The sequence below is a fragment of the Fodinibius sp. AD559 genome (assembly GCF_052712805.1).
Window position 1 is genome coordinate 388,831 of record NZ_JBQPVW010000003.1, and the last position, 21,692, is coordinate 410,522.

At 42.2% G+C, this 21,692-nt stretch carries 19 protein-coding genes; 12 read left to right on the top strand and 7 right to left on the bottom strand.

Features of this window, described 5'->3' with window-relative positions; translation table 11 throughout:
* Window positions 1-33: 33 nt before the first annotated feature.
* Entirely contained in the window at window positions 34-2,505 is a 2,472-nt protein-coding gene (locus ACQ4LT_RS07395) for a sulfatase-like hydrolase/transferase (protein WP_445665388.1), read from the bottom strand.
* A gap of 181 nt (window positions 2,506-2,686) precedes the next feature.
* Between ACQ4LT_RS07395 and ACQ4LT_RS07400 the strand changes: the two genes are divergently transcribed.
* Genes ACQ4LT_RS07400 through ACQ4LT_RS07410 form a run of 3 tightly spaced genes read left to right on the top strand, consistent with a single transcriptional unit; the run spans window position 2,687 to window position 5,762 of the window.
* A complete protein-coding gene (locus tag ACQ4LT_RS07400) occupies window positions 2,687-3,151 on the top strand; it encodes a response regulator (protein WP_445665389.1) in 465 nt (154 codons plus the stop codon).
* A 15-nt stretch (window positions 3,152-3,166) separates the two neighbouring features.
* Window positions 3,167-4,363 (top strand): HEAT repeat domain-containing protein, encoded by a 1,197-nt coding sequence (locus ACQ4LT_RS07405; protein ID WP_445665390.1) that lies wholly within the window; start codon window positions 3,167-3,169, stop codon window positions 4,361-4,363.
* Window positions 4,356-5,762 carry a glycosyltransferase gene (locus ACQ4LT_RS07410; RefSeq protein WP_445665391.1) on the top strand — a complete coding sequence of 469 codons (1,407 nt, stop codon included), beginning with the start codon at window positions 4,356-4,358 and terminating at the stop codon, window positions 5,760-5,762. The genes ACQ4LT_RS07405 and ACQ4LT_RS07410 overlap by 8 nt, the downstream gene beginning before the upstream one ends.
* A gap of 36 nt (window positions 5,763-5,798) precedes the next feature.
* Here the strand turns inward: ACQ4LT_RS07410 and ACQ4LT_RS07415 are convergent, their stop codons facing one another.
* From ACQ4LT_RS07415 to ACQ4LT_RS07425, 3 genes are all read right to left on the bottom strand, one after another.
* A complete protein-coding gene (locus ACQ4LT_RS07415) occupies window positions 5,799-6,761 on the bottom strand; it encodes an aspartate carbamoyltransferase catalytic subunit (protein ID WP_445665392.1) in 963 nt (320 codons plus the stop codon).
* Window positions 6,762-7,313 carry a bifunctional pyr operon transcriptional regulator/uracil phosphoribosyltransferase PyrR gene (gene pyrR, locus ACQ4LT_RS07420; RefSeq protein ID WP_445665393.1) on the bottom strand — a complete coding sequence of 184 codons (552 nt, stop codon included), beginning with the start codon at window positions 7,311-7,313 and terminating at the stop codon, window positions 6,762-6,764. It abuts the gene before it with no gap.
* Between the two features lie 221 nt (window positions 7,314-7,534).
* On the bottom strand, window positions 7,535-8,428 hold the full coding sequence (locus ACQ4LT_RS07425; protein ID WP_445665394.1) for a DUF4382 domain-containing protein: 894 nt from the start codon (window positions 8,426-8,428) through the stop codon (window positions 7,535-7,537).
* Window positions 8,429-8,596: 168 nt separating this feature from the next.
* Between ACQ4LT_RS07425 and ACQ4LT_RS07430 the strand changes: the two genes are divergently transcribed.
* Both ACQ4LT_RS07430 and ACQ4LT_RS07435 read left to right on the top strand, forming a co-directional pair.
* Window positions 8,597-9,085, top strand: coding sequence for a D-glycero-alpha-D-manno-heptose-1,7-bisphosphate 7-phosphatase (locus tag ACQ4LT_RS07430; RefSeq protein ID WP_445665395.1), 489 nt, complete (start codon window positions 8,597-8,599; stop codon window positions 9,083-9,085).
* Between the two features lie 142 nt (window positions 9,086-9,227).
* Complete coding sequence (locus ACQ4LT_RS07435) at window positions 9,228-10,250, top strand: TolB family protein (protein ID WP_445665396.1); 1,023 nt, start codon at window positions 9,228-9,230, stop codon at window positions 10,248-10,250.
* Window positions 10,251-10,358: 108 nt separating this feature from the next.
* Here the strand turns inward: ACQ4LT_RS07435 and ACQ4LT_RS07440 are convergent, their stop codons facing one another.
* Complete coding sequence (locus tag ACQ4LT_RS07440) at window positions 10,359-11,255, bottom strand: SMP-30/gluconolactonase/LRE family protein (protein WP_445665397.1); 897 nt, start codon at window positions 11,253-11,255, stop codon at window positions 10,359-10,361.
* Window positions 11,256-11,556: 301 nt separating this feature from the next.
* Between ACQ4LT_RS07440 and sucC the strand changes: the two genes are divergently transcribed.
* Both sucC and ACQ4LT_RS07450 read left to right on the top strand, forming a co-directional pair.
* Entirely contained in the window at window positions 11,557-12,771 is a 1,215-nt protein-coding gene (sucC, locus tag ACQ4LT_RS07445; RefSeq protein WP_445665398.1) for an ADP-forming succinate--CoA ligase subunit beta, read from the top strand.
* A gap of 130 nt (window positions 12,772-12,901) precedes the next feature.
* Entirely contained in the window at window positions 12,902-13,699 is a 798-nt protein-coding gene (locus ACQ4LT_RS07450) for a tryptophan-rich sensory protein (protein ID WP_445665399.1), read from the top strand.
* Window positions 13,700-13,723: 24 nt separating this feature from the next.
* Here ACQ4LT_RS07450 and ACQ4LT_RS07455 read toward each other — a convergent pair whose 3' ends face one another.
* Both ACQ4LT_RS07455 and bshA read right to left on the bottom strand, forming a co-directional pair.
* Window positions 13,724-14,617, bottom strand: coding sequence for a DMT family transporter (locus tag ACQ4LT_RS07455; protein ID WP_445665400.1), 894 nt, complete (start codon window positions 14,615-14,617; stop codon window positions 13,724-13,726).
* Window positions 14,618-14,670: 53 nt separating this feature from the next.
* Window positions 14,671-15,822, bottom strand: coding sequence for an N-acetyl-alpha-D-glucosaminyl L-malate synthase BshA (gene bshA, locus ACQ4LT_RS07460; protein ID WP_445665401.1), 1,152 nt, complete (start codon window positions 15,820-15,822; stop codon window positions 14,671-14,673).
* A 215-nt stretch (window positions 15,823-16,037) separates the two neighbouring features.
* Between bshA and ACQ4LT_RS07465 the strand changes: the two genes are divergently transcribed.
* The 5 genes from ACQ4LT_RS07465 (at window position 16,038) to ACQ4LT_RS07485 (ending at window position 21,628) form a co-directional block, all read left to right on the top strand.
* A complete protein-coding gene (locus tag ACQ4LT_RS07465; RefSeq protein WP_445665402.1) occupies window positions 16,038-16,811 on the top strand; it encodes a YebC/PmpR family DNA-binding transcriptional regulator in 774 nt (257 codons plus the stop codon).
* 62 nt (window positions 16,812-16,873) lie between these two features.
* Window positions 16,874-17,599 carry a tetratricopeptide repeat protein gene (locus ACQ4LT_RS07470; RefSeq protein WP_445665403.1) on the top strand — a complete coding sequence of 242 codons (726 nt, stop codon included), beginning with the start codon at window positions 16,874-16,876 and terminating at the stop codon, window positions 17,597-17,599.
* On the top strand, window positions 17,583-19,370 hold the full coding sequence (locus tag ACQ4LT_RS07475) for a BatD family protein (protein WP_445665404.1): 1,788 nt from the start codon (window positions 17,583-17,585) through the stop codon (window positions 19,368-19,370). Before ACQ4LT_RS07470 ends, ACQ4LT_RS07475 begins: the two co-directional genes overlap by 17 nt.
* Window positions 19,371-19,372: 2 nt before the next feature.
* On the top strand, window positions 19,373-20,155 hold the full coding sequence (locus ACQ4LT_RS07480) for a GW dipeptide domain-containing protein (protein ID WP_445665405.1): 783 nt from the start codon (window positions 19,373-19,375) through the stop codon (window positions 20,153-20,155).
* A gap of 102 nt (window positions 20,156-20,257) precedes the next feature.
* Window positions 20,258-21,628 (top strand): dipeptidase, encoded by a 1,371-nt coding sequence (locus ACQ4LT_RS07485; RefSeq protein ID WP_445665406.1) that lies wholly within the window; start codon window positions 20,258-20,260, stop codon window positions 21,626-21,628.
* The last annotated feature ends 64 nt before the right edge of the window (window positions 21,629-21,692 follow it).

Below are 21,692 nucleotides of genomic sequence, written 5' to 3' on the forward strand. Positions count from 1 at the left end.
ATTAATTATTTGGCATCATTACAAGGTAAAAGATTATTCAACGATATATTTCTTCAACTTCGGTAGTTCTTTATAGTCAGCATCCAAGTTCTTAAGCTCTTCGTATGTTTTCTGAGCCTGATTCCGTCTACCCAGCCGACCAAGTATTTTAACTTTACGTTCTAAAAATGATTTATTTTGAGGATACTGTTCGAGTCCTTGGCCCATTACCTGCAGAGCCGTTTCGTAATCACCCTGCCAAAACTCATTATCCGCATAAGCGTTATAAGCATCTTCGTAGGTTGAATCTTTTTCCAACACATCCCTGAAAAAAACTTCGGCCTGCCCATAGTTTCCTTGCCAGGCATTCGTTCTCCCAATCAATATTGTCACATCGTGGTACTCAGGAACTTTCAACAGAATACGCTTTGCGATAGCCCGAGCTACCTCATAGTCCCCATCAAACGCCCGTTGGCGTGCCCGCTGAAACTGCTCATCAATCGTCAATGACAATGAATCCAGTTTTGTAAAAAGCGTATCATACTTAGCTAAAAAGGTATATTTCTCTGATGGACTTGCATTTTTATCTTGTGTGGGATATAGGCGATTGTTTTGCACCACAAAGTTATTTACCGCCTTAAACCCATTCAACTTTTTGCGTAGCTCCTCTTTTTTCTGTGAATCGTTGCTGCGGCTAAGTGAAAGATTTTCATTCACCGAATAAAGCTCATCACCAAAAAGGTAATACCTTCCATCCAGGTAGTCCGTAATACGATTCTTATTACGCATAAACGGTACCGACTGCGTACTTTGAAAAGTCTTAGTTGTATCCATCAACTCACTTATCCAGTGTACCTGTTCAGGCATATCCAGTCCAGTTTTTTGATCCAACATCGCCACCAGTGACGGCGCTATCTCCGCATGGGTATTCACCGATTTAAAATGAACAGACTCCTTTAGTTTGGGCGAATACATTATGATGGGTACATGATAGCGAGAAATAGCCGTTGTCTGAGGTACCGGAATAAGCCAGTGATCACCCGTAATCACAAAAATCGTATTTTCAAATTGTGGCTGTTTTTGATACGACTGCATAAAATCCCTGACCGCCTGATCGGCAAATAGTAATGTAGTAAACTCTTTTCGATACTGTTGATAGGGCTGCTTTTCCTTTTCGGAAAGTTCCAATTCGTCAAGGCGGCTCTTAAACTCCTTTTTATACCTTTCGACATTGGGAACCGTAAACGGGGAATGGCTCTGCAGGGTGTGGTAGATCTCCAGTCGGGGAAATGTATTGGCAGTATCCAACAATTCCGCCGAGAACTGCAGCATGGTTTTATCATCAATGCCCCAATAGTTCGACCGACTTTTCGACTCCGGGATCAGCTTTTCCAGGCGTTGCTTATTGAATACATCGTCGGTTCCTTGATAGTTCAGGAAGAAATCGAGTCCGTCAAAATACGTATCATATCCGCTGTAAAATGCTGTATAATAGCCTCGCTTATCAAGAATACTGATAAGTGACTGATGCCCGGGATAATCGGGACCAAGATCCATAAATCCATGCTGCCCAAAAGGAAGTGATCCCAGCAGTGACGGCATCATCCCAAATGTACGACCTGAAAGGCTAAGACCATTTTCCCAGTACAGTCCTTCCTGGGAAAGAGAATCCAGATAAGGAGCAAAGCCGGTCCATTGACCGGATGGACCAATAAATTCACCGCCCAAACTTTCTACTAATAGAAATACAATGTTGGGAGGACGCTCAAACTCTTCAAAAAAAGGACCCAGAACATCTTTCTCATAGTTGGCCGTCTGCAACAATGGATATTCTTCCGAATCAAAATCTGACGACTCCTTGCCTCCCCAATCGACTGTTTCAACACTCTGGCTGATAAAATATGACAACTTATTCGCATATTTTTCATGCTGGGCTGGCGTAACATTATTGCTGGTTACAAAGAATGAAGCCACAAAAAAGGCTGCAATTCCGGCCAGGCTGCCATAAACCATTTTCGATGCCTCCTCCTCGAAGATCTCTGCTGATTGTATTTTTCTTATGAGAACATACATCAGCACATAAGTAACTATAATAAAACCGATACCAACTACCGTCACCTGCTCTGCCGCGATAATGGTATTAGTCATTTCGGTCAATGAATAGGCCCAAAATTCTGCCCCCAAAGGCATCTGCGTTGCTCCATAGTGTGATATCAACAATGTATTTACGATCCCTATAAAAGCAATAAGATGAACCGTTATCTGATTTGCTGCGCTGGATTTTTGAATCTTTTTGAATCCCAATGAGAAAAGCAGTACAACAGGAGTTAATATTACACCAAGTTGTAAATCCCGAATAATAGAAATCAAAGAATACGAAAGGTCTACAAACCCGACTCCAAAATTCCAGATCCCAAGCATCATTTCATAACTACGCCCCAAAAGCAACACCCCGAAAAGAGCGGCCAAGAGCACCACTACCTGAGATAAAGAAACGGAGAAATTCGGGGCGCCAGCGTTATCCATTATCGTATTGTCTTGCAGAGTTTTGTGAAATTAAAATAGACATTCCCTCCTCTACGGATACTAAAGATAAGAATCACTTAATAAACATTAAGATTTTTTAATAGAAATTGTTATATTTTGTCAAGTAGCATAAACACCAAACTGCCATAAAAGGTATCAACGGCAAAATAGTGAGGCAGTTATGAAAAAAATAGACTCTTATCGTAACCTAACTGGGATTGCAAATAATTCAACAGATAAAAGCATAGCTGGAGCTAAATCATCAACACCCAAAAGGGAAATTCTTATTGTGGATGATGACGATCTCACCAGAAAGCTAATCAGCAGACTCGTCTCTAAAGAGTTTGATCATGATATTACAACTAAAAAAAATGGGATTGAAGCTCTTGAATATGTCGAAAAAAACATTCCACAACTGATTATTTTGGATTTGATGCTCCCCGGAATGAATGGATTCGAAATCCTAAAAAAAGTTCGTGAAGACCAAAGATTCAGCCAAATAAAAGTAGTCTTGGTTTCAGCAAAATCTCGGTCAGAAGATATTGAACGCGGCTTTGATCTAACCGCCGATGAATATATCACCAAACCCTTTCAACCCAAGGAGTTTACCGCCCGCATCCGGAAACTATTGACAAAAGCTGCTTAGGGTGTATATTATGGCATGTTTGATTTTAATATTGCCTTACAGTCACTGATTGGAATAACGGTCTTCCTGACCCTCCTATTCTTTTTTCTACTGGGATATACTTTTTGGACCCGAAAGAAGCAACAATACTGGAACAGCTATGAGGAAAAATTTCGAGATCACTTTTTTTCTCTACTCCTGGATTATGCAGAACAATCTAATCCAAAGCTCAGTGCTGACAAAATTGTCAAAAAAATTAGCAAGAGGACGAAGGATTATACCTTTTTTATAAAACTACTTGATGAGCTCGACGATATCCTGGATGGGCCCGAACGTAAGCGACTCAATAATTTAATTAAACATCCCATCTTTGCGTCTTTTTACCGAGAAAAACTGTTTCGATTTTCTGTCGATTCGAAACTCTACGCCTGTATTTACTTTCAAAAAAGTGCCCACCTTGATGATCGGGTTTTGGCCAAGCTTACTACTGTAAGCCAATCAAATAACTTGAAACTGGCCTTTGCTGCTACCAAAGCCCTTCAATCTGCCAAAGACTGGACAGTATGTAAAAGTGCATTATTACGATTTTTCAAACGTACTGATATTTCAGAACTAATGGTGGCAGAACTTCTTCACATTTTTGATTCGGGTCTTGCAGAGGACCGAGAAAAAGTTGGGGAAGCCCTCAAAGATTTACTGCTCAAAAAAATAGATCCTGATATTAAAAATATTATTGTTCGATATATGGGATATCAGCAATTTTACCAGTATGGAGAGTTTCTACATCAATGTCTGAAACGGATTGACTATAGCCCAAAAATGTTTTCTCTTATTAAGGGACTTATTATAGCTCTTGGCGAATTATATCACACCGAATCCGCTTCTACCATCAAAAGTTATTGGGGCAAGGAGAAAAACACCCCCATTCGATTGGCCAGCGTACAAACGCTCAGTATTTTTGGAGAAAAAGAAAATTTGTCGTTCTTATTACAAAACCTGTTAAAAGCTGAATTTCCTATCCGGAAGGCCATTATCTATGAGTTTATCAAGGAAGGGGAAAAGCGCATAGAATTACTAACAGAATTTATTAAAGAAACACAGCAATCACTTTTAGAGATTACTGTTACAAGGAGATCTCACGAACAGCTGGATTTATATTTAGATAAAATTTTGGATATTACATCAGGTATTAAAATAGCCCTAAATCACCGATTAAATAAATCCTATGCTTGATAGCTTTTCGTTTTTCAACATTATTGAGCAGTTCATCATAGGCTATTTTCTAACAATCAACACTGTTTATTTAGCGTTGGTTGTCGGGGCCCTTATCTATGTTCGAAAACAGATGCTGCATCCCAGTGTAGTTAAAGCAGATGCCCTTTTTAAGACCGAGCTTTTTAAATCTATCAGTATCCTTGTACCCGCCTATAACGAGGCGGATAATATTGTAGAATCGGTGGAATCGTTACTCAAACTGGAATATCCCGAGTACCATATCATTGTCGTCAATGACGGAAGCACCGATGATACCCTCCAACGACTTATCGAACATTTTAACCTAACCGAAACCGACATTTACTTTGAAGAACAAATTGAGCATGAGCAAATTCGTACCATCTACCGCTCACCGGACACTGCTATGCTCACCGTTATAGATAAGAAAAACGGAGGCAAAGCAGATGCCCTTAATGCTGGTATAAATATTGCCGATACCGATTTAGTCTGTTCAATCGATGCGGATTCCATCCTGGAACAGAATGTTTTAAAAAAGCTCATACAAACGTTTATAGAACACAAAAATACCATTGCAGCCGGCGGTGTTGTTCGAGTTATCAATGGTTGTGAGATCGAAAATCGCGAAATTGACAAGATCCATGTCCCCAAAAATTTCTGGGCTCGATTGCAGTCGGCAGAATATATTCGCGCTTTTTTATTTGGCCGTGTGGGATGGGATTATTTTAAAAGCCTGCTTATCGTCTCGGGAGCATTTGGAATTTTTGATCGCCAAGCTGTTATCAAGGTAGGAGGTTATTTAACCAATACAGTTGGCGAAGACATCGAACTGATTGTCCGCCTGCATAGTTATCACCTCCGCAATAATGAGGATTATCAGATCCGATTTTTACCGGAACCCATCTGTTGGACCGAAGTACCCACCGACTACAAGAGCTTACGTAACCAGCGTAACCGCTGGCACCGCGGCTTGGCCGATTCACTTTGGAGACATAAATACATGCTTTTCAACCCCTCTTACAAACATATTGGGATGTTTGTGATGCCGTTCTTTCTAATTTTTGAACTACTTGGCCCCATCGTAAATATTCTTAGTTACATCTACCTGATTGTAGTAATTTCACTACCCACCTATTTTAACCTAACCTTTATTCTACTATTCCTGGCTGTATCTATAATTTATGGGATGGTACTTTCGCTCATTGCCATTTTAGCTGAAGAGATTGTCTTCAAAACCTACGATGATTTTAAAGATATAGCTATTTTGAGTTTATTCTCCTTCCTTGAAAATTTGGGCTATCGACAAATCCATGCATGGTGGCAATTCAAAGGGCTGATAGACTTTTTCAAAGGCAAAAAAAGCTGGGGCAAGATGGTCCGAAAAGGATTTAAAGAGTAATACTAATACATATATTGGTCTTTTTATAAACTAATACTACACCCTTGAACCGCCACTCAGTAGATAAAGAATAGCCATCCGCACAGCCACACCATTAGTAACCTGACTTAAGATTATTGATCGGTCACTGTCGGCCACCTCGCTCTCCATTTCCACGCCACGATTTACCGGTCCCGGATGCATTATAGTAAAATCAGGATATTTTTCGAGATGATTCTTTGTGATACCAAAGAGCTGGTGATATTCCCGAATACTGGGAAAAAGTTCGGTACCGTCTTCCTGCCGCTCCAGCTGAATACGAAGCGCCATGGCAATATCGCACCAGCCAAGAACCTCATTTATATTATGGGATACATTAGCTCCGAGCTCTTTAACATAAGCCGGCATCATAGTTTTTGGGCCACAAACCGTAACGTTGGCACCCAGCTTCAACAATCCAATAACATTGGATCGTACTACACGACTGTGTGCAATATCCCCGATGATAGCAATATTTTTGTCCGTTAAATCCGGATAAACCTGTTGCATAGTAAACATATCAAGCAGGGCCTGGGTGGGGTGTTCATGCGCGCCGTCTCCGGCATTGATAATAGCTGCGTCTACACAACGCGTTAAAAAGTGGGGCACGCCGGGACTTTCGTGACGCGTTACCACCATATCAATTTTCATGGAGCTAATATTACGAATAGTATCTTTGAGAGATTCTCCCTTTTTCACGCTCGATGATCCCTTAGAAAAGTTAACTACATCGGCGCCCATACGTTTTTGAGCCAGTTCAAAAGAAAGGCGCGTTCGAGTGCTATCTTCATAAAACAGATTCACGATCGTCTTATCGCGAAGTGTGGGCACTTTAGGAACAGGGCGATCCAGAATCTCCCGGAAATATTTAGTCTGTTCCAATACATATAAAATATCCTCTTTAGAGTAGTCTGCCAGTCCCAGAAGATGTTTGTGGGTAAATTCGTGATCGCTATCCTGCAGTTCGATATCTTCAGTCATCTATTTAACCTCCTCGTCAGCATTTTCTGCCACATAAACAGCGTCTTCGTCATCCAAGGCCTTAACCTTTACACGCACTTCTTCCTGAACATGTGTTGGAAGTTTTGTCCCCACATAATCGGCACAAATTGGAAGTTCACGATGTCCCCGATCCACCATGCAGCAAAATTTTATACTGCGCGGACGTCCGTAATCCATAAGTGCATCCATAGCAGAACGCACTGTTCGGCCGGTGTAAAGCACATCATCTACTAGTACCACATCGCGGTCGTATAGATCGAATGGGATTTCTGTTACTTTCACCTCCGGCATTTTAAGCTTCGTTCGAAAATCATCTCGGTAAAAGGTGACATCGAGCACTCCAAAGTCAATATCGTAGTCAAACTTTTCTTCGATATGCTGTAAAATCCGCCTGCCCATATGCACTCCGCGAGTTTGCATGCCGATAATGGCCAATTGATTAGGATCGTCATGCGGCTCTAAAAACTGGTGGGCAAATCGCAGGTAGGTGCGATTCAAATCTTCGGCCGACATTATCTTAGTTGTATTCAAACGTGGATCCTCATTCGGTCTTTTATTCAATCAAAAAGAATGTAGTCAATGCTTATTACGAACTCAATACCACGCAAGAAGATAGTTTGTTATCAACAGCCGGACAAATTTACATCCAACTTAGTCAATGAATCTAAATAACCGCAAAGGAGTGACAAAAAAGCCCGACCGCTTACAGGCAGCCGGGCTAATACTCAAAATAAATAATTATCTCTCTGATTCTATTCGGTTTCGTCCAAGATGATCGTTCCCAAATCCGTTTGTTCATCCTCCTCAACTATCACATCATTGACTGTAGTATCGGCATATTGCTCATTTGTCGGTTCAATGCTTATATCATATTGACCATCTTCTAATCCCTGTAGCAAGAAACTGCCATCTTGGTCGGTTTGTGTAGTTGCTGCAGTATCATTATCCATTATAGCAAATACATTGGGAGCTGCTTCTGCAGGTTCCACACTGCCTGCAACTGATCCTACATCAACTTCATCGCCGTCTTCTACAAAAGCTTTTAGTACCGGCTTGAGGATATGCTTGCCACTTCTCCCTGCTTTATGCACTGAACGACCGGCATCAAAATCAACAGTAACCTCAATTTCTTCGCCTGCTTCAAGGTCGGTTTTAAACTTAATTTTATATCCCGACTGTTGTCCGCTCGGCACCTTGAGATCCTGGATTGTACTGTCAACCATTACTGTATTATCGGAACCAAGGATCAACCGAAGCTCTTTGTAATGTCCCGGTTCCAAATCAGCCTCAGCCAGTAAAGTATCAACACCGTTTGTCAATTCTAACAGATTGACCTTCATCGGCTCAACGGGCAGATCTATCCATTCACCTTCATTATCACTTTCAACACTGTCACTTTCGGCCGTATCACTTTCAACAGGCGTATAATGAATCCGTAATCCCTGCACATCAATATTAACTTGCTGATAATCACCGGGAGCATCAGTAAGGTTTACTTTCATATGAGCTTTTCCATCGACAGTATTGCTCGATTCAACATTCGAGCTCAAATCAGTGCAGGAAATAGCTAAAGATGCTATCAGCACTAAAGAGAGGATATTCTGAATATAACGGGATATTCTAAATTTCATTTTTGACAACTTCATAGTAGACTCCGTGCTTAATTTTTAAATAATATTTTATTTCTCTCCTCTCACTCATATCCAAATCCAGCTTACTTGTTCCGCTTTTCACCTCCTAAAACCTCTCGGATAACGGGAGGTGAATCCTTATTTTACCTTATCATACTACAATGCAAGACAGGCATCGATATAATGAACAAAGCGTTTTTTCTCGACCGGGATGGTACTTTGAATGTGGATTACAATTATGTGCATAAACCAAGAGAATGGACGTTGTGCGACGGAACCATAGAGGCCTTGCGATGGATGCAAGAACATCAGTATAAAATCATAATCGTTACTAACCAGTCTGGTATTGCCCGTGGCCGTTATACCGAGCAAGATGTACAACATCTACACAACTGGGTTGATGAGAAACTGGCAAACCAGGATCTATATATTGATGACTGGTACTACGCCCCACATCATCCCCAGCATGATCCTGGTAAAAAATATGCTCCCAAAGATCGCAAACCCGGTACGGGAATGTTCAAAAAAGCCGCAGCTAAACATGAGATCGATTTTAGCAGATCTTACATGGCAGGAGATAAAATTACTGACCTGAAACCGGCCATTGAATTGCATATTACGCCCTTCTTTATCCGATCACGCCACGGCCCAGCCAAGACAAACAATGGTTGAGAGATCATAACATTTCGACTTTCGATAATATTGGACAAGTTACTAATACCTTGAAAGAATAATTGCCATGCACATATCTTTTAATGCTTTAAACAACATTTTTTAGTAATGTCATTATAACCATTACTAAAAAAGGGGAGCGATGAAACGCTTTCTTCTATTTATAAGTGCACTTTTATTTACCAATGGGTATGCTTTAGCTCAGGTCACCACACCGGACTCTGCAGGAAACATCCATCCCTATTGGTCACCCACGGGTAACGAAATTGCTTTTGCTTCCGCTATTAATGGCAATTTTGAAGTTTATGTGATCGATTTAAGCAGCGGAGAAGTTCACAACATGAGCCATCATCCCGCCAACGATTACTACCCTTCATGGGCGCCGAATGGAAAACGATTAGCATATTTTTCTGAGCGTGAACGCCAGCACTATTATGATCTGAAGTATAAAGATGCGAATAACCAGGAAAAGGAATTTCCCATAAATTCAGCGCGTGATGTTGACATGCCCTCATGGTCACCCGACAGTCGGAATGTGGTATATCATTCCAGTGAGGATGGAGACATGGAAATCTATCTGCGCGATTATCGAGGAAACAATATTCGTAAACTCACCGACAATAAAGACACTGATGTATACCCGTTCTTTTCGCCGGATGGTCGCTATATTCTTTTCCTTTCTGATCGAGATGGCAACCTGGAAATCTATAAAATGCGTCCCGATGGCCGCAATCAAACCCGGCTGACCTATTCTCCGCATTCTTATGAGGTCGATCCTATCTGGTCGCCCGATGGTGAAAAAATTTCTTTTGCCTCAGACCGCAACAAAAACTTCGACATCTATGTGATGGATGCGGATGGATCTGATACAAAACAGCTTACTACCGATCCTCATTTTGACTTGGGTCCGCAATGGTCGCCCGACGGCAAGCATCTTGTCTTTTCTTCGAATCGCTTTGGCAGCTTTGATATTTATACTATTAAAGCAGATGGAACGGATCTGAAGCGATTAACAGGACATCCCGGAAAAGATCATTATGCTTCGTGGTCTCCGGATGGTGGTGAAATTGTTTTTAGTTCTGATCGCAGTGGTAAATCAGAAATTTATCTTATGGAGAAAAACGGGAGCAATCTAAGAAAACTAAAAATCAATATTCATCAATAATATAAATCCTATTACAATCAACGACTTCAAAGCGATTTCTTAATTACTTTCAAGTCAATCCCCCCCCCCAAGACAAAAACCAGCTTGATTCAAATAAAATAACATCTATCACATCCCTGTTTTATTGGTCTCCAGCTTGTAAACTGCATTAGGTGCCGTTAAAAACAATGTCGAATTCTCGGAACCACCCCATGCCAAATTGGTAACTCGATCCGGAGTTTCAACTTGTTGTAACACTTCTCCCTCAGGAGAAAACACCCACAATCCGCCCGGTCCTGTAGAATACAGATTCCCGTCAGTATCTACTTTCATTCCATCCGCTGCACCCTCGGCATCCGATTCCATTTCGGCAAACATTCTTCCATTTGCTAACGACCCATCTTCATTTACATCAAACACTCGTATATGATTATGACGAGTATCATTTACGTACAATCGGGACTCATCAGGTGAAAAAACAATCCCATTAGGCAGATCAAAGTCATCCGTCAGTAACTGCAGGCCATCCTCTTTGGAATAGCGATACACCCCGTTAAAATCCAGTTCCTTATCTTCATCCGATACTCCAAAAGATGGATCCGTGAAGTAGATGGAACTGTCTGACTTTACCGTAAGGTCATTGGGACTGTTCAGCCGTTTGCCATTGTAACTATCGGCCACTACGGTAAGTTCTTTATCTCCCGTTAATCGTGAGACAAGACCATCATGCTGAGCCAGCAACAGATTCCCATTCTGATCAAAAGTAAGTCCGTTCGAACGGCCGCTGGGTTTTAAATATATATCAGCCCCTTCAGCAGGCGTCCATTTATAAACTGTATTAGCCGGGATATCACTAAACAACAAATATCCCGAATCGTGCCAGAGCGGACCTTCCGTAAACTCATACCCGTCAGTAATTATTTCAGGCTCAGCATCTTCCTCAACAATCTGCTGTCCAAATGTTAACATAACCGGCAAAACCATCATCATTAATGATGCAAAAAATGTTTTAGATACTTTCTTCATAATAATTTTGTTTAAACACTCTGAAATTAGACCCTCTTTTACCTTCTCCCTGCGAACAGACAGCAAGACTCATCGATTCAATATCACAAAAGTACTAAAGAATTCCTCCCACTAAAAATAAATTGGAAATCGTACAGAAGTGGATCGGTCACCAGCGAAATATTAAAATCCAAAGTCCTAAAATTCTTGCCATTCATTTGTTATATTAATCGCTCAATTTTGATACGGTATTTCGGGATGTTCACACCATCCCATTTTGACGAGCTAAACTGAAGTAATTACTAACTATACGATTGTTGTTATGAAAATTCATGAGTATCAAGCAAAAGAACTTTTAGAAGACTACAATGTTGCCGTCCCGGCCGGTGTAGCAACTACTTCTGTTGACGAAGCAGTTGAAGCAGCGAAGGAGATGAAAGAGAACGGATCATCTCTTTTTGTGGTTAAAGCCCAAATTCATGCCGGTGGACGCGGTAAAGGTAAAACCAAAAACAGCGGCGCAAGCGGTGTAATTCTCTGTAAAACAATTGATGAGGTTCGCGATGCGGCCGAATCGCTGCTCGGCGATGTGTTGGTCACGAAACAAACCGGTGAAGAGGGACAGAAAGTTCAGCGCATCTATGTTACCGATGGCGTAGACATTGAACAGGAATTTTATCTCGGTATTCTGCTCGACCGCTCCAAAAGCAAAAACGTTATCATGGTTTCTACCGAAGGTGGTGTAGAAATCGAGAAAGTAGCGGAAGAAACCCCTGAAAAAATTGTTAAGGAATGGGTTGAGCCGGGCATGGATCTGCAGCACAACCAGGCACGCCATTTGGCTTTCGCATTGGGACTTGAAGGCGATGCCTTCAAAAAAGCCGTGAAGTTTATTATGGCATTGTACAACTGCTATTTGGATACAGACGCCAATATGGTGGAAATCAATCCGCTGGTTCTTACCCCAAGTGGCGATGTGATGGCGCTTGATGCCAAGATGACCTTTGATGACAACGCGCTCTTCCGTCACCCTGATATTGAAGAACTACGCGATAAATCAGAAGAAAATCCCGTTGAGCTCGAAGCATCCGAGTACGGGCTCAGTTACATTAAACTTGATGGAAATGTCGGCTGTATGGTAAATGGTGCCGGACTTGCCATGGCTACTATGGATATTATCAAGCTTTCCGGCGGCGAACCGGCTAACTTTTTAGATGTAGGTGGTAGTGCCAATGTTGAAACTGTTAAAAACGGATTCCGGATTATCCTCGAAGACAAAAATGTAAAAGCAATCCTCATCAACATCTTCGGTGGAATTGTCCGCTGTGATCGTGTTGCCAACGGTGTAATTGAGGCCGTCAAAGATCCTGAAATTGCTAAAAAAGTGGAAGATGTACCTATCATTGTTCGTCTGCAAGGTACTAACGCCGAAGAAGCGAAAGAGATTATTGATAACTCAGACCTGAATGTAATCTCCGCCGTTCTTCTTAAAGAAGCAGCCGAAGAAGTATCGAAAGTACTGGCACCTGCTTCGTAAACAGATAAACAACTTAGACATTAACCCTGTCAGAGCTACAAACTCTGACGGGGTTTTTTATTTAAAGGAACAGTCTGAGCAGCACATCAGTTTTGTGCACAGGACATTCCATATAATCCAGCTAACTATCATGAAGAAAACACTACAAATTGCTAACATCGTCGCACTTATTGTTACCATCATTTTGAACTATGTGGCAGGTGCAGGACTCATTAACGGTCAAACAATCGGTGACATTTCAGCCCGATATGATAATCTTTTTACACCCGCAGGCTATGCGTTTTCGATATGGGGATTTATTTACCTGATGCTTATAGGGTTTGTTATCTATCAGGCTCGTGGACTTTTCAAGAAAGTAGATAACGATAGCTTTATCCTTCAAATAGGCTGGTGGTTTGTTATAAGCTGTATTGCCAACAGCTTTTGGCTTATTGCTTGGGTCCACGATTATATTGGACTATCCGTTATACTGATAGCCGTTCTATTAATTTCATTGATGAAGATCATCGTCAATACAAACATGGAGCGATGGGATGCCCCCTTTCCTAAAATTGTCCTGCTCTGGTGGCCATTTTGTTTTTATTCCGGATGGATTACCGTAGCCGTGATTGCAAATATATCAGCATATCTTACTAAAATAGGTTGGGAGGGTTTGGGGATCAGCGATGTCACTTGGGCCATAATTATGATTGTAGCAGCGGGACTTATAAATCTGTTTATGATTATTACCCGCAATATGCGTGAATTTGCATTAGTTGGCATCTGGGCATTAATCGCTGTAGCAGTTACAAACTGGGGTACCTATCAACCAATCGTTATTACGGCATTCACCGTTTCAGTAATATTATTTGTAGCTATTTCAATACACGGTTACCAGAACAGACATACTGCTCCACATATCAAATTTAAACAGATGAGGGAAAGCTAATTACCTATTATGCCGAATTTCTATTTATTTCTTCATTTTTGTTGCTCCCAAGTAAATAGCAGCCAATACAATAGCTGCACCAACATATTCGAGCAGCGTTGTGGGACGATCGAAGAAAAGAATATCCCACCCAAACGCCAAGGCCGGCTGAAGCAGCAGTGCCAATCCCGCCACCGAGGCATTTACATGCGGCAACCCTTTCGATATAGAAACCCAACCAAGAACCTGCCCCATAATTCCAAGTCCAATTAAAGCTACCCAGGTCTGTAGGTCCGGAATGCCAAAATGAGCCCCTGGTTCGATCACAACCGTAATACCTAAAATAGCTGCCGACATCAGGCTGATCCACATCATATTGGGAATCAACGAAAAGCGTAGCTTATAGCCCGCCGACTGTGATTTGCGAAGTGTAAGAATATAAAGTGCATATGTTAGTGCTGTGAGTAATCCATAAAGCACGCCCATCTCTACGGCACCCCCCTGCTCTCCCCATCCTGTTCGAACAATCATAAACAATCCCACCACCGCAAAAGGAATAGCCACCAGTAATCGCCAACCGAGTTTCTCTTTCAGAAAAATAACGGCCAGTATAGCTACAAAAAATACCTGCATATTTCCAAGTATCGTAGCCAGTCCCGGCCCCACAAAGTTGATGCTCCGGTGCCAGAAAAACAGATCCATGCTAAACAAAAAAGCACAAACAAAAGGAATGGCCAGACTTTTTATCCCAAACCACAACCGATCACTTTTAATAACCGTTATTCCCAACAGAATAACTCCGCCAAAAAGCATCCGGTAAAATGCCGAAACTGTTGGTCCAACATTAGCCAACTCCACCAACACAGATGTAAAGCTTACCATTGCGGCCCCAAAAATAATATACCCAATGGCACGCAACGAAACCCTGGAATTAGTCATAGGATGGTATATTTATTAGCCAGTAGATAAACAGATAATATAAACGAATAGGATTAACTAGCTTTACTCGACTGGGACATCTGTTGCCTGCACTCTTTGTAATACTGCTCGTATTGGGTGATGACCTTACTCATCTCAAATGTTTTAGCCTGTTTACGGGCATTTTCAGCAAGCTCCTTATGTAAGTTCTCATCCGATAAAATTTTAACGGCATAATCGCCCATACAATCAATATCATCGAGATCACATAAATAACCTGTTTCACCATGAATATTGACTTCGGGTAATCCTCCAATATTTGAACTGATCACCGGCACACTGCAGCTCATCGCCTCAAGTGCGGCCAGCCCAAAAGTTTCTGACCCTGATGGAATCAAAAACAGATCGGCGATTGACAAAATATCCTCAACTTGATCCTGCTTACCCAAAAAACGAACATGATCACATATCCCCAGCTCGCGGCAACGCTTTTCTGCTCGTTGTCGATCAGGACCATCACCAACCAAAAGTAGTTTTGCCTCAATATCATTCTCCAAAATTCGTGCAAAAACACTGACTACTTCCGGAACCCGTTTCACCTCCCTAAAGTTAGATACATGTACTACTACCTTTTCACCATTCGGACAAATGGCCTTTTTAAAATGGTTTTTATCTGATTTTTGAAAGCGATCGAGATCAATAAAGTTGGGAATAACCTCGATATCCCTTTTGATATCGAAACGTTCGTAGGTTTCCTCACGAAGATACTCAGACACTGCCGTAACGCCATCGCTCTGATTGATCGAAAAATCAACCACATTCTTGTAGCTGGGATCGCTCCCCACAATGGTAATATCGGTACCGTGCAACGTTGTAATGAGAGGGACGTGCTCTGCCTTTTCTCCTAATATCTGCTTCGCCAAATAAGCGCTGGTTGCATGCGGAATAGCGTAATGCACATGTAAAATATCAATCTTTTCGTACTCGATAAGGCTCGCCATCTGGTTTGCCAGTGCCAAATCGTACGGTGGGTATTCAAACAGCGGATAGGTATTCATGTTCACTTCGTGATATGATATGTTTGTCCGAAAGGTATCGAGCCGGGCCGGACGTGCATAACTTAAAATGTGAACATTATGATCGCGCTTGCCCAATCCCTTAGCTAATTCCGTAGCAACAACACCGCTTCCACCAAAAGTGGGATAACAAACAATTCCTATATTCATCTAATAGTTACTTTAAAAAATTAAGCCGGTATTACTGTTTTTGTAATACTTCATTGAGTTTAACATTTCATCCGAACAAAATAACAGTGTATCTCATTTCGTACAATCCCATATTAGGTGCAAAGTCAGTTATCTATTATATTAAAGGCTTAGGATTTTTTTGGAGATCCCCTGTACCCAAATACACTTTTTGTTCAAAAAACAGATATCAACCTATGGCTGGTCATTCCAAATGGTCTAATATAAAGCATAAAAAAAAGAAAGAAGACAAAAAGCGGAATAAGATTTTCAACAAGCATCTGCGTGAAATTTCTGTTGCTGCACGCGAAGGCGGCGGCGATCCGGAAATGAATCCCAGGCTTGATACAGCCATCAATAATGCTAAAAGCGATAACGTTCCGAAGGATAATATCGAGCGTGCCATCAAAAAAGGTACGGGCGAACTCGACGAGGGCGACGGTAAATATGAAGATGCCACCTATGAGGGATACGGTCCCGGTGGTATCGCTTATTTTATTGAAGTAACGACTAACAACTACAATCGTACGGTAGGTGAGATTCGCCATATTTTTTCGTCCCACGGCGGCAACTTGGGCACGGACGGCTCCGTCGGCTATTTATTTGAACAAAAAGGAATGATCCGCATTAAAAAGGAAGAGCAGGAGCAGGAAATCGACGAAGAAGAATTTATGTTGCAAGCCATTGATGCCGGAGCAGAAGATATTGATACCGATGGCAAGGTTTTAAACGTAACAACCGGCCGCGAATCGATGTACGAAGTGAAGGATGAGCTCGAGGACATGGGCTACGATATTGATTCGGCCGAGCTGATTCGCATACCCATGACCGAAGTGAAAGTAGAACCTAACGTGGCAGAATCGAACTTTAAGCTGATGGAAAAGTTCGAAGATAATGATGATGTATCCAATGTATTTACGAATATGAAAATGGATGACGAAACACTGGCTATAGCGGAGCAGATAGAGTAAGTTTTACAATTTTTAGTTAACCTTTTTCGTTAATGCGATGAACAATAATTAAGGACAGTACAATGAGATACGTTTGGGCTTTGATGATAAGTTTTTTACTCTTGGGGGCGTCCCTCGAAGACGCCCGTAAGGCCAATGAGGCCTACAATGAAGGCAACTACGAAGAAGCCATCTCACTATACAAAAAAGCTATTGATGCCGATCCTGAAAATACAAAACTCCATTTCAACTTAGCTTCGGCCCTGGCTAAATCGGGACAAAGTGAAGAAGCCATCCGCGCGTTCGAGCAGTATAAATCGATGACCAACAGCGCCGAAGAAAAAGCCAAAGCCAATTATAATATTGGTAAAGTATTATCTGATAATAAAAAGTGGGATAAGGCTGTTGACTATTTTAAAAAATCGCTTCGTTATATGGCCGGGGATGCCGATGCAAAACATAATTTTGAGCTTGCCAAGAAAAAGAAACAAGAGCAACAGAATCAGCAAAATCAAAATAAACAGAACCAACAAAACCAGCAGCAAAAGAATAACGAGCAGAACCAAGATCAAAAACAAGACCAACAACAGCAGCAAGATCAACAAAATCAGCAGGGCCAGCAGCAAAACCAACAGGACCAGCAAAATCAAAATAAGCAGAACCAAAAAAAGCAGCAGCCCCAAAAGATGAGTAAAGCCCAGGCACAAAAAATATTAGAAGCCCTGGAACAGAAAGAGAAAGAACTGCTTAAACAATTTAAAAAACAGAAAACGGAGTCCAGCAATAGTTCCAATGAGAAAGATTGGTAAATCATTTTTAACAGTCGGCTTTTTTCTCGTTTTCGTACTCCTTGGGAGTCCATTCAGCTGGGCACAATCGAATGTTACTGTTGAAGCCAGCTTGTCTCAAACCACCGTATATACTGGCGAACGTGTTAGCCTATCGATTGAAATAAGTGGCAATTTCAACAATGTATCCCGGCCCGATCTGCCCCAGTTTCAAAATTTTCGCTTACTGAGCGATAATCCATCCACCTCCCGAAGCTATCGTTATGTAAACGGTCAAAGCTCCGTGTCATACACTTATAGCTACTATCTTATCGCCCAGGAAAAAGGGGAATTCCAATTACCGGCTGTCAACGTTTCTATTGATGGGGAAACCTATTCCACTGATCCCATTCCGGTAAATGTGATTGATCGCAACGAGTCGGCCACGTCAGAGGATTCTTCGGAACAACCGGATATTTTTCTAAAGCTCGAAGTTTCCGACAAACAACCGGTAACCGGCCAACAAATTATTACTGATGTCATCTTGTATTTCAGGGATGGATTAGAAGTCAACTCTTACCAGCCCGTACCCGGATGGAAGGCTGAGGGATTTTGGAAAGAGGAACTGGAAAATTCCGGACGTCCCCGAGCTAAATCTACTGTTTTAGATGGTGTTCGATATCGCAAAGCTCGGCTGCTCCAATTTTCGCTATTCCCTACCAAATCAGGCGAACTGGAAATTAGTCCCTATAAAATTGTTGTTGCCGTCCGCTCGGCCCGATCCAATAACGATCCATTCAGCAGTTTCTTCAGCGGTTTCGGCAGCAACCAGCGTGAGGTCGAACTATCCAGTGATCCCATAACGGTAGATGTTCAACCCCTTTCGCCCACTAATGATGCCACCTACTTGGGTGCAGTCGGTGATTTTGATATTTCCCGAAGTATCAGTATCAGCAATGCCCTTGTGGGCGAATCTATCGAAATTGAAACGCGCGTAAGAGGCTCGGGCAACATCCCGCTTATTTCAAAACCTAATTACGATCTGCCCGACGGACTTGAAATTTATGAGCCTCGGGAAAACACGCGACTTAATCGCAGAAACAGTACTATTAGCGGCAGCAAATCATTTACTGATGTTATAATTGCTCGTTCACCGGGCAATTACACTATCCCCGCAAAAACAGTTTCATACTATAATCCATCGCGCGACCGATATATTACCACCACCCTCGAATCGCTTACCTTTTCTATTGACGAAAATCCGGAAGCCACAACCGCCTCAGAAAGTCCCGGACAATTCCCCATTTCACCTATTACAGGACTTGCCAGCTGGATTACCGTATCACCAGAGCCAACAAATCTTCTGGGAGTATGGTGGCTTTGGGGGGGATTAATTATACCACTGATTATTGCTGGAATAGCATACTGGAGAAAATCGTATGCCGAAAAAATGCAAACGGATACGGCCTTTGCCCGATCAGTCAAAGCATCCGACAAAGCACAGCAACGCCTCGAGAAAGCTGTTGAAGTTTCTAAACAAGGAGACATCAAGCAGGCCTATAATTTACTACAAAAAGGGATCACAGGATTTATTAGCGATCGACTGAACATGCCGGAAGCAGGATTGTCTAACCAGGATTATATAGAAGCGCTCAAAGAACAAGACATCGAAGAAAATTTAGTTAAGAACGTACGCATGCTATTGGATAAATCTGCTTCTATAAGCTACGCTCCTAATACCACCCATGCTTATCTTAAATCGCATGTTGGATTGGCTAAAAGTACGCTCGAAAAACTGCAAAAAGTATTATAACCGTGTTTACCAATCGATTTACAAAAACATTTCTTTTCCTATTTCTTTTCGGGGGATTGGCTACCCTCAGCTTTGCCCAGCAAAATGCACAAGCTCTTTTCGATAATGCCAATGAAATGCTCCAGGAGGGTGACTATCAACAGGCCATATCGTTGTATCAAAATCTGGAGGAACAAAACACTGTCTCAGGTGCGCTATTTTTAAATATGGGCATCAGCTACCAGCGTATCGACTCGCTTGGAAAAGCAAAATATTACTTTTTAAAAGCTTCCCAATTCGAGGAGACAGAGCAACAGGCTCACAATGCACTGGAGTTTGTAGAATCACAATTCAGCCGCCAATCAGCCGTGCTCCCCAAACTGCCTTGGGATATAGCTACCGACTGGCTGCAGGACCATTTCGGGGCTAAAAACATTCTACTGATAGGAATCATCACCCTGAATATTGGAATATTTATTTTTATTGCACATTGGTTTTTACAGGCCTATCCCAATGTATTACGTATCGGGGGCATTTCTCTTATTGGGGCAGCACTAATTATCATCGCCACCAGTTTTTACACGCAATACATTAGCGAACGATACAGCAAAGCAGTGATGGTAACCGAAAAGGTATCTGTCTTAGAAGAACCTACCGAGGAAGCCCCCATTGTAAGTCGCGCTTATGAAGGATATACATTCACCGTAGACCATCGTCAAAGCAATTCACAACAGGGCTGGGCGTATGTACGCATGAGCAATGGACTGTATGGATGGATTCCGAACCGTGAGATACTTATACTCTGATTGTTATTGCGTATTCTGTAGCGCGTTTTTATTTACCTAAACGGAATACAAAATACGCAACACAACAATCTCCTAACAAGGACAAATCACAATCATTTTATTATGTCTGAAGTAGCCGATTATATTGATATGAACAAAGAACAGTTCAAGCACGAGCTGTTCGATTTTTTACGCATTCCCAGCATTAGCACCGATTCGGAATACAAAAACGAGGTCATCGACGGCGCAAACTTCCTGCTCGATAAGCTCAACAACCTTGACCTTGATCGTGCTGAAGTTTTTGAAACCGACGGTAATCCCATTGTTTACGGTGAACTCATTACGGATGAGTCGAAGCCTACGGTATTAGTGTACGGACACTACGATGTACAACCGCCCGATCCTATGGATTTATGGGAAACCCCACCCTTTGATCCCAAAGTACGCGACGGCGATATCTATGCCCGCGGTGCCGCAGACGACAAAGGACAATTATATACTCACATAAAGGCACTGGAAGCCTACCAGAAAACCGACACCGACTTTCCGGTAAATATTAAGTTTATTTATGAGGGCGAAGAAGAGGTAGGATCTCCCAACCTTGTGCCATTTATCAAGGAGCATAAAGAACTGCTCGAATGCGACATGGTGCTCATTTCAGATACGGCCATGTTTGCCGAAGATACGCCATCGATCACCTACGGACTTCGCGGACTGGCGTATATGGAAATAAATGTTCAGGGTCCCAATAGAGATCTACACTCCGGCGTATATGGCGGAGCCGTTGACAACCCCGCTAATGTATTATGTGAAATTATTGCTCAGCTCAAAGATGACGACGGGGTTATCCAGATTCCCGGATTTTACGATGATGTGATTAAGCTTACCGACGAAGAACGTGAGACATATAGCAACCTTCCTTTCGACGAAGAAGAATACAAAGAAAAACTGGGCCTTAAAGCGCTCAAAGGCGAAAAAGGATACAACACCTTGGAACGCACCTCCGCTCGTCCCACGTTGGACGTGAACGGCATGTGGAGCGGTTACCAAGGTGAGGGGGCCAAAACAGTACTTCCTGCAAAAGCCGGAGCCAAAGTAAGTATGCGCTTGGTGCCCGATCAGGATCCCAAGAAAATAGCAAAGCTCTTTAAAGAACATGTCGAATCGATAGCTCCGGATACTGTTACCGTTGAAGTAGACGAGCATCACGGGGGGCATCCGGCTATAACAGATTTAACATTTTATGGACTACAAGCTGCAGCCGATGCTTTTGAAGCAGTCTATGACAAAGAGCCACTCTTTACCCGCGAAGGAGGGTCGATTCCTATTGTCGCCGATTTTCAGAAAGTGTTGGGCGCACAATCCATCTTGATGGGCTTTGGCCTGGACAGCGATGCCATCCATTCGCCCAATGAAAAGTTTGCACTTAAGGATTTCTATCGGGGTATTCACACTTCGGCTAAATTCTTTGAGGTGCTGCCCAATTACAGCTAATATTTAAAATCGGGAACGTTCCGCACCAGAGGTACGGAACGAGAATTATATACTGTAAATCTAT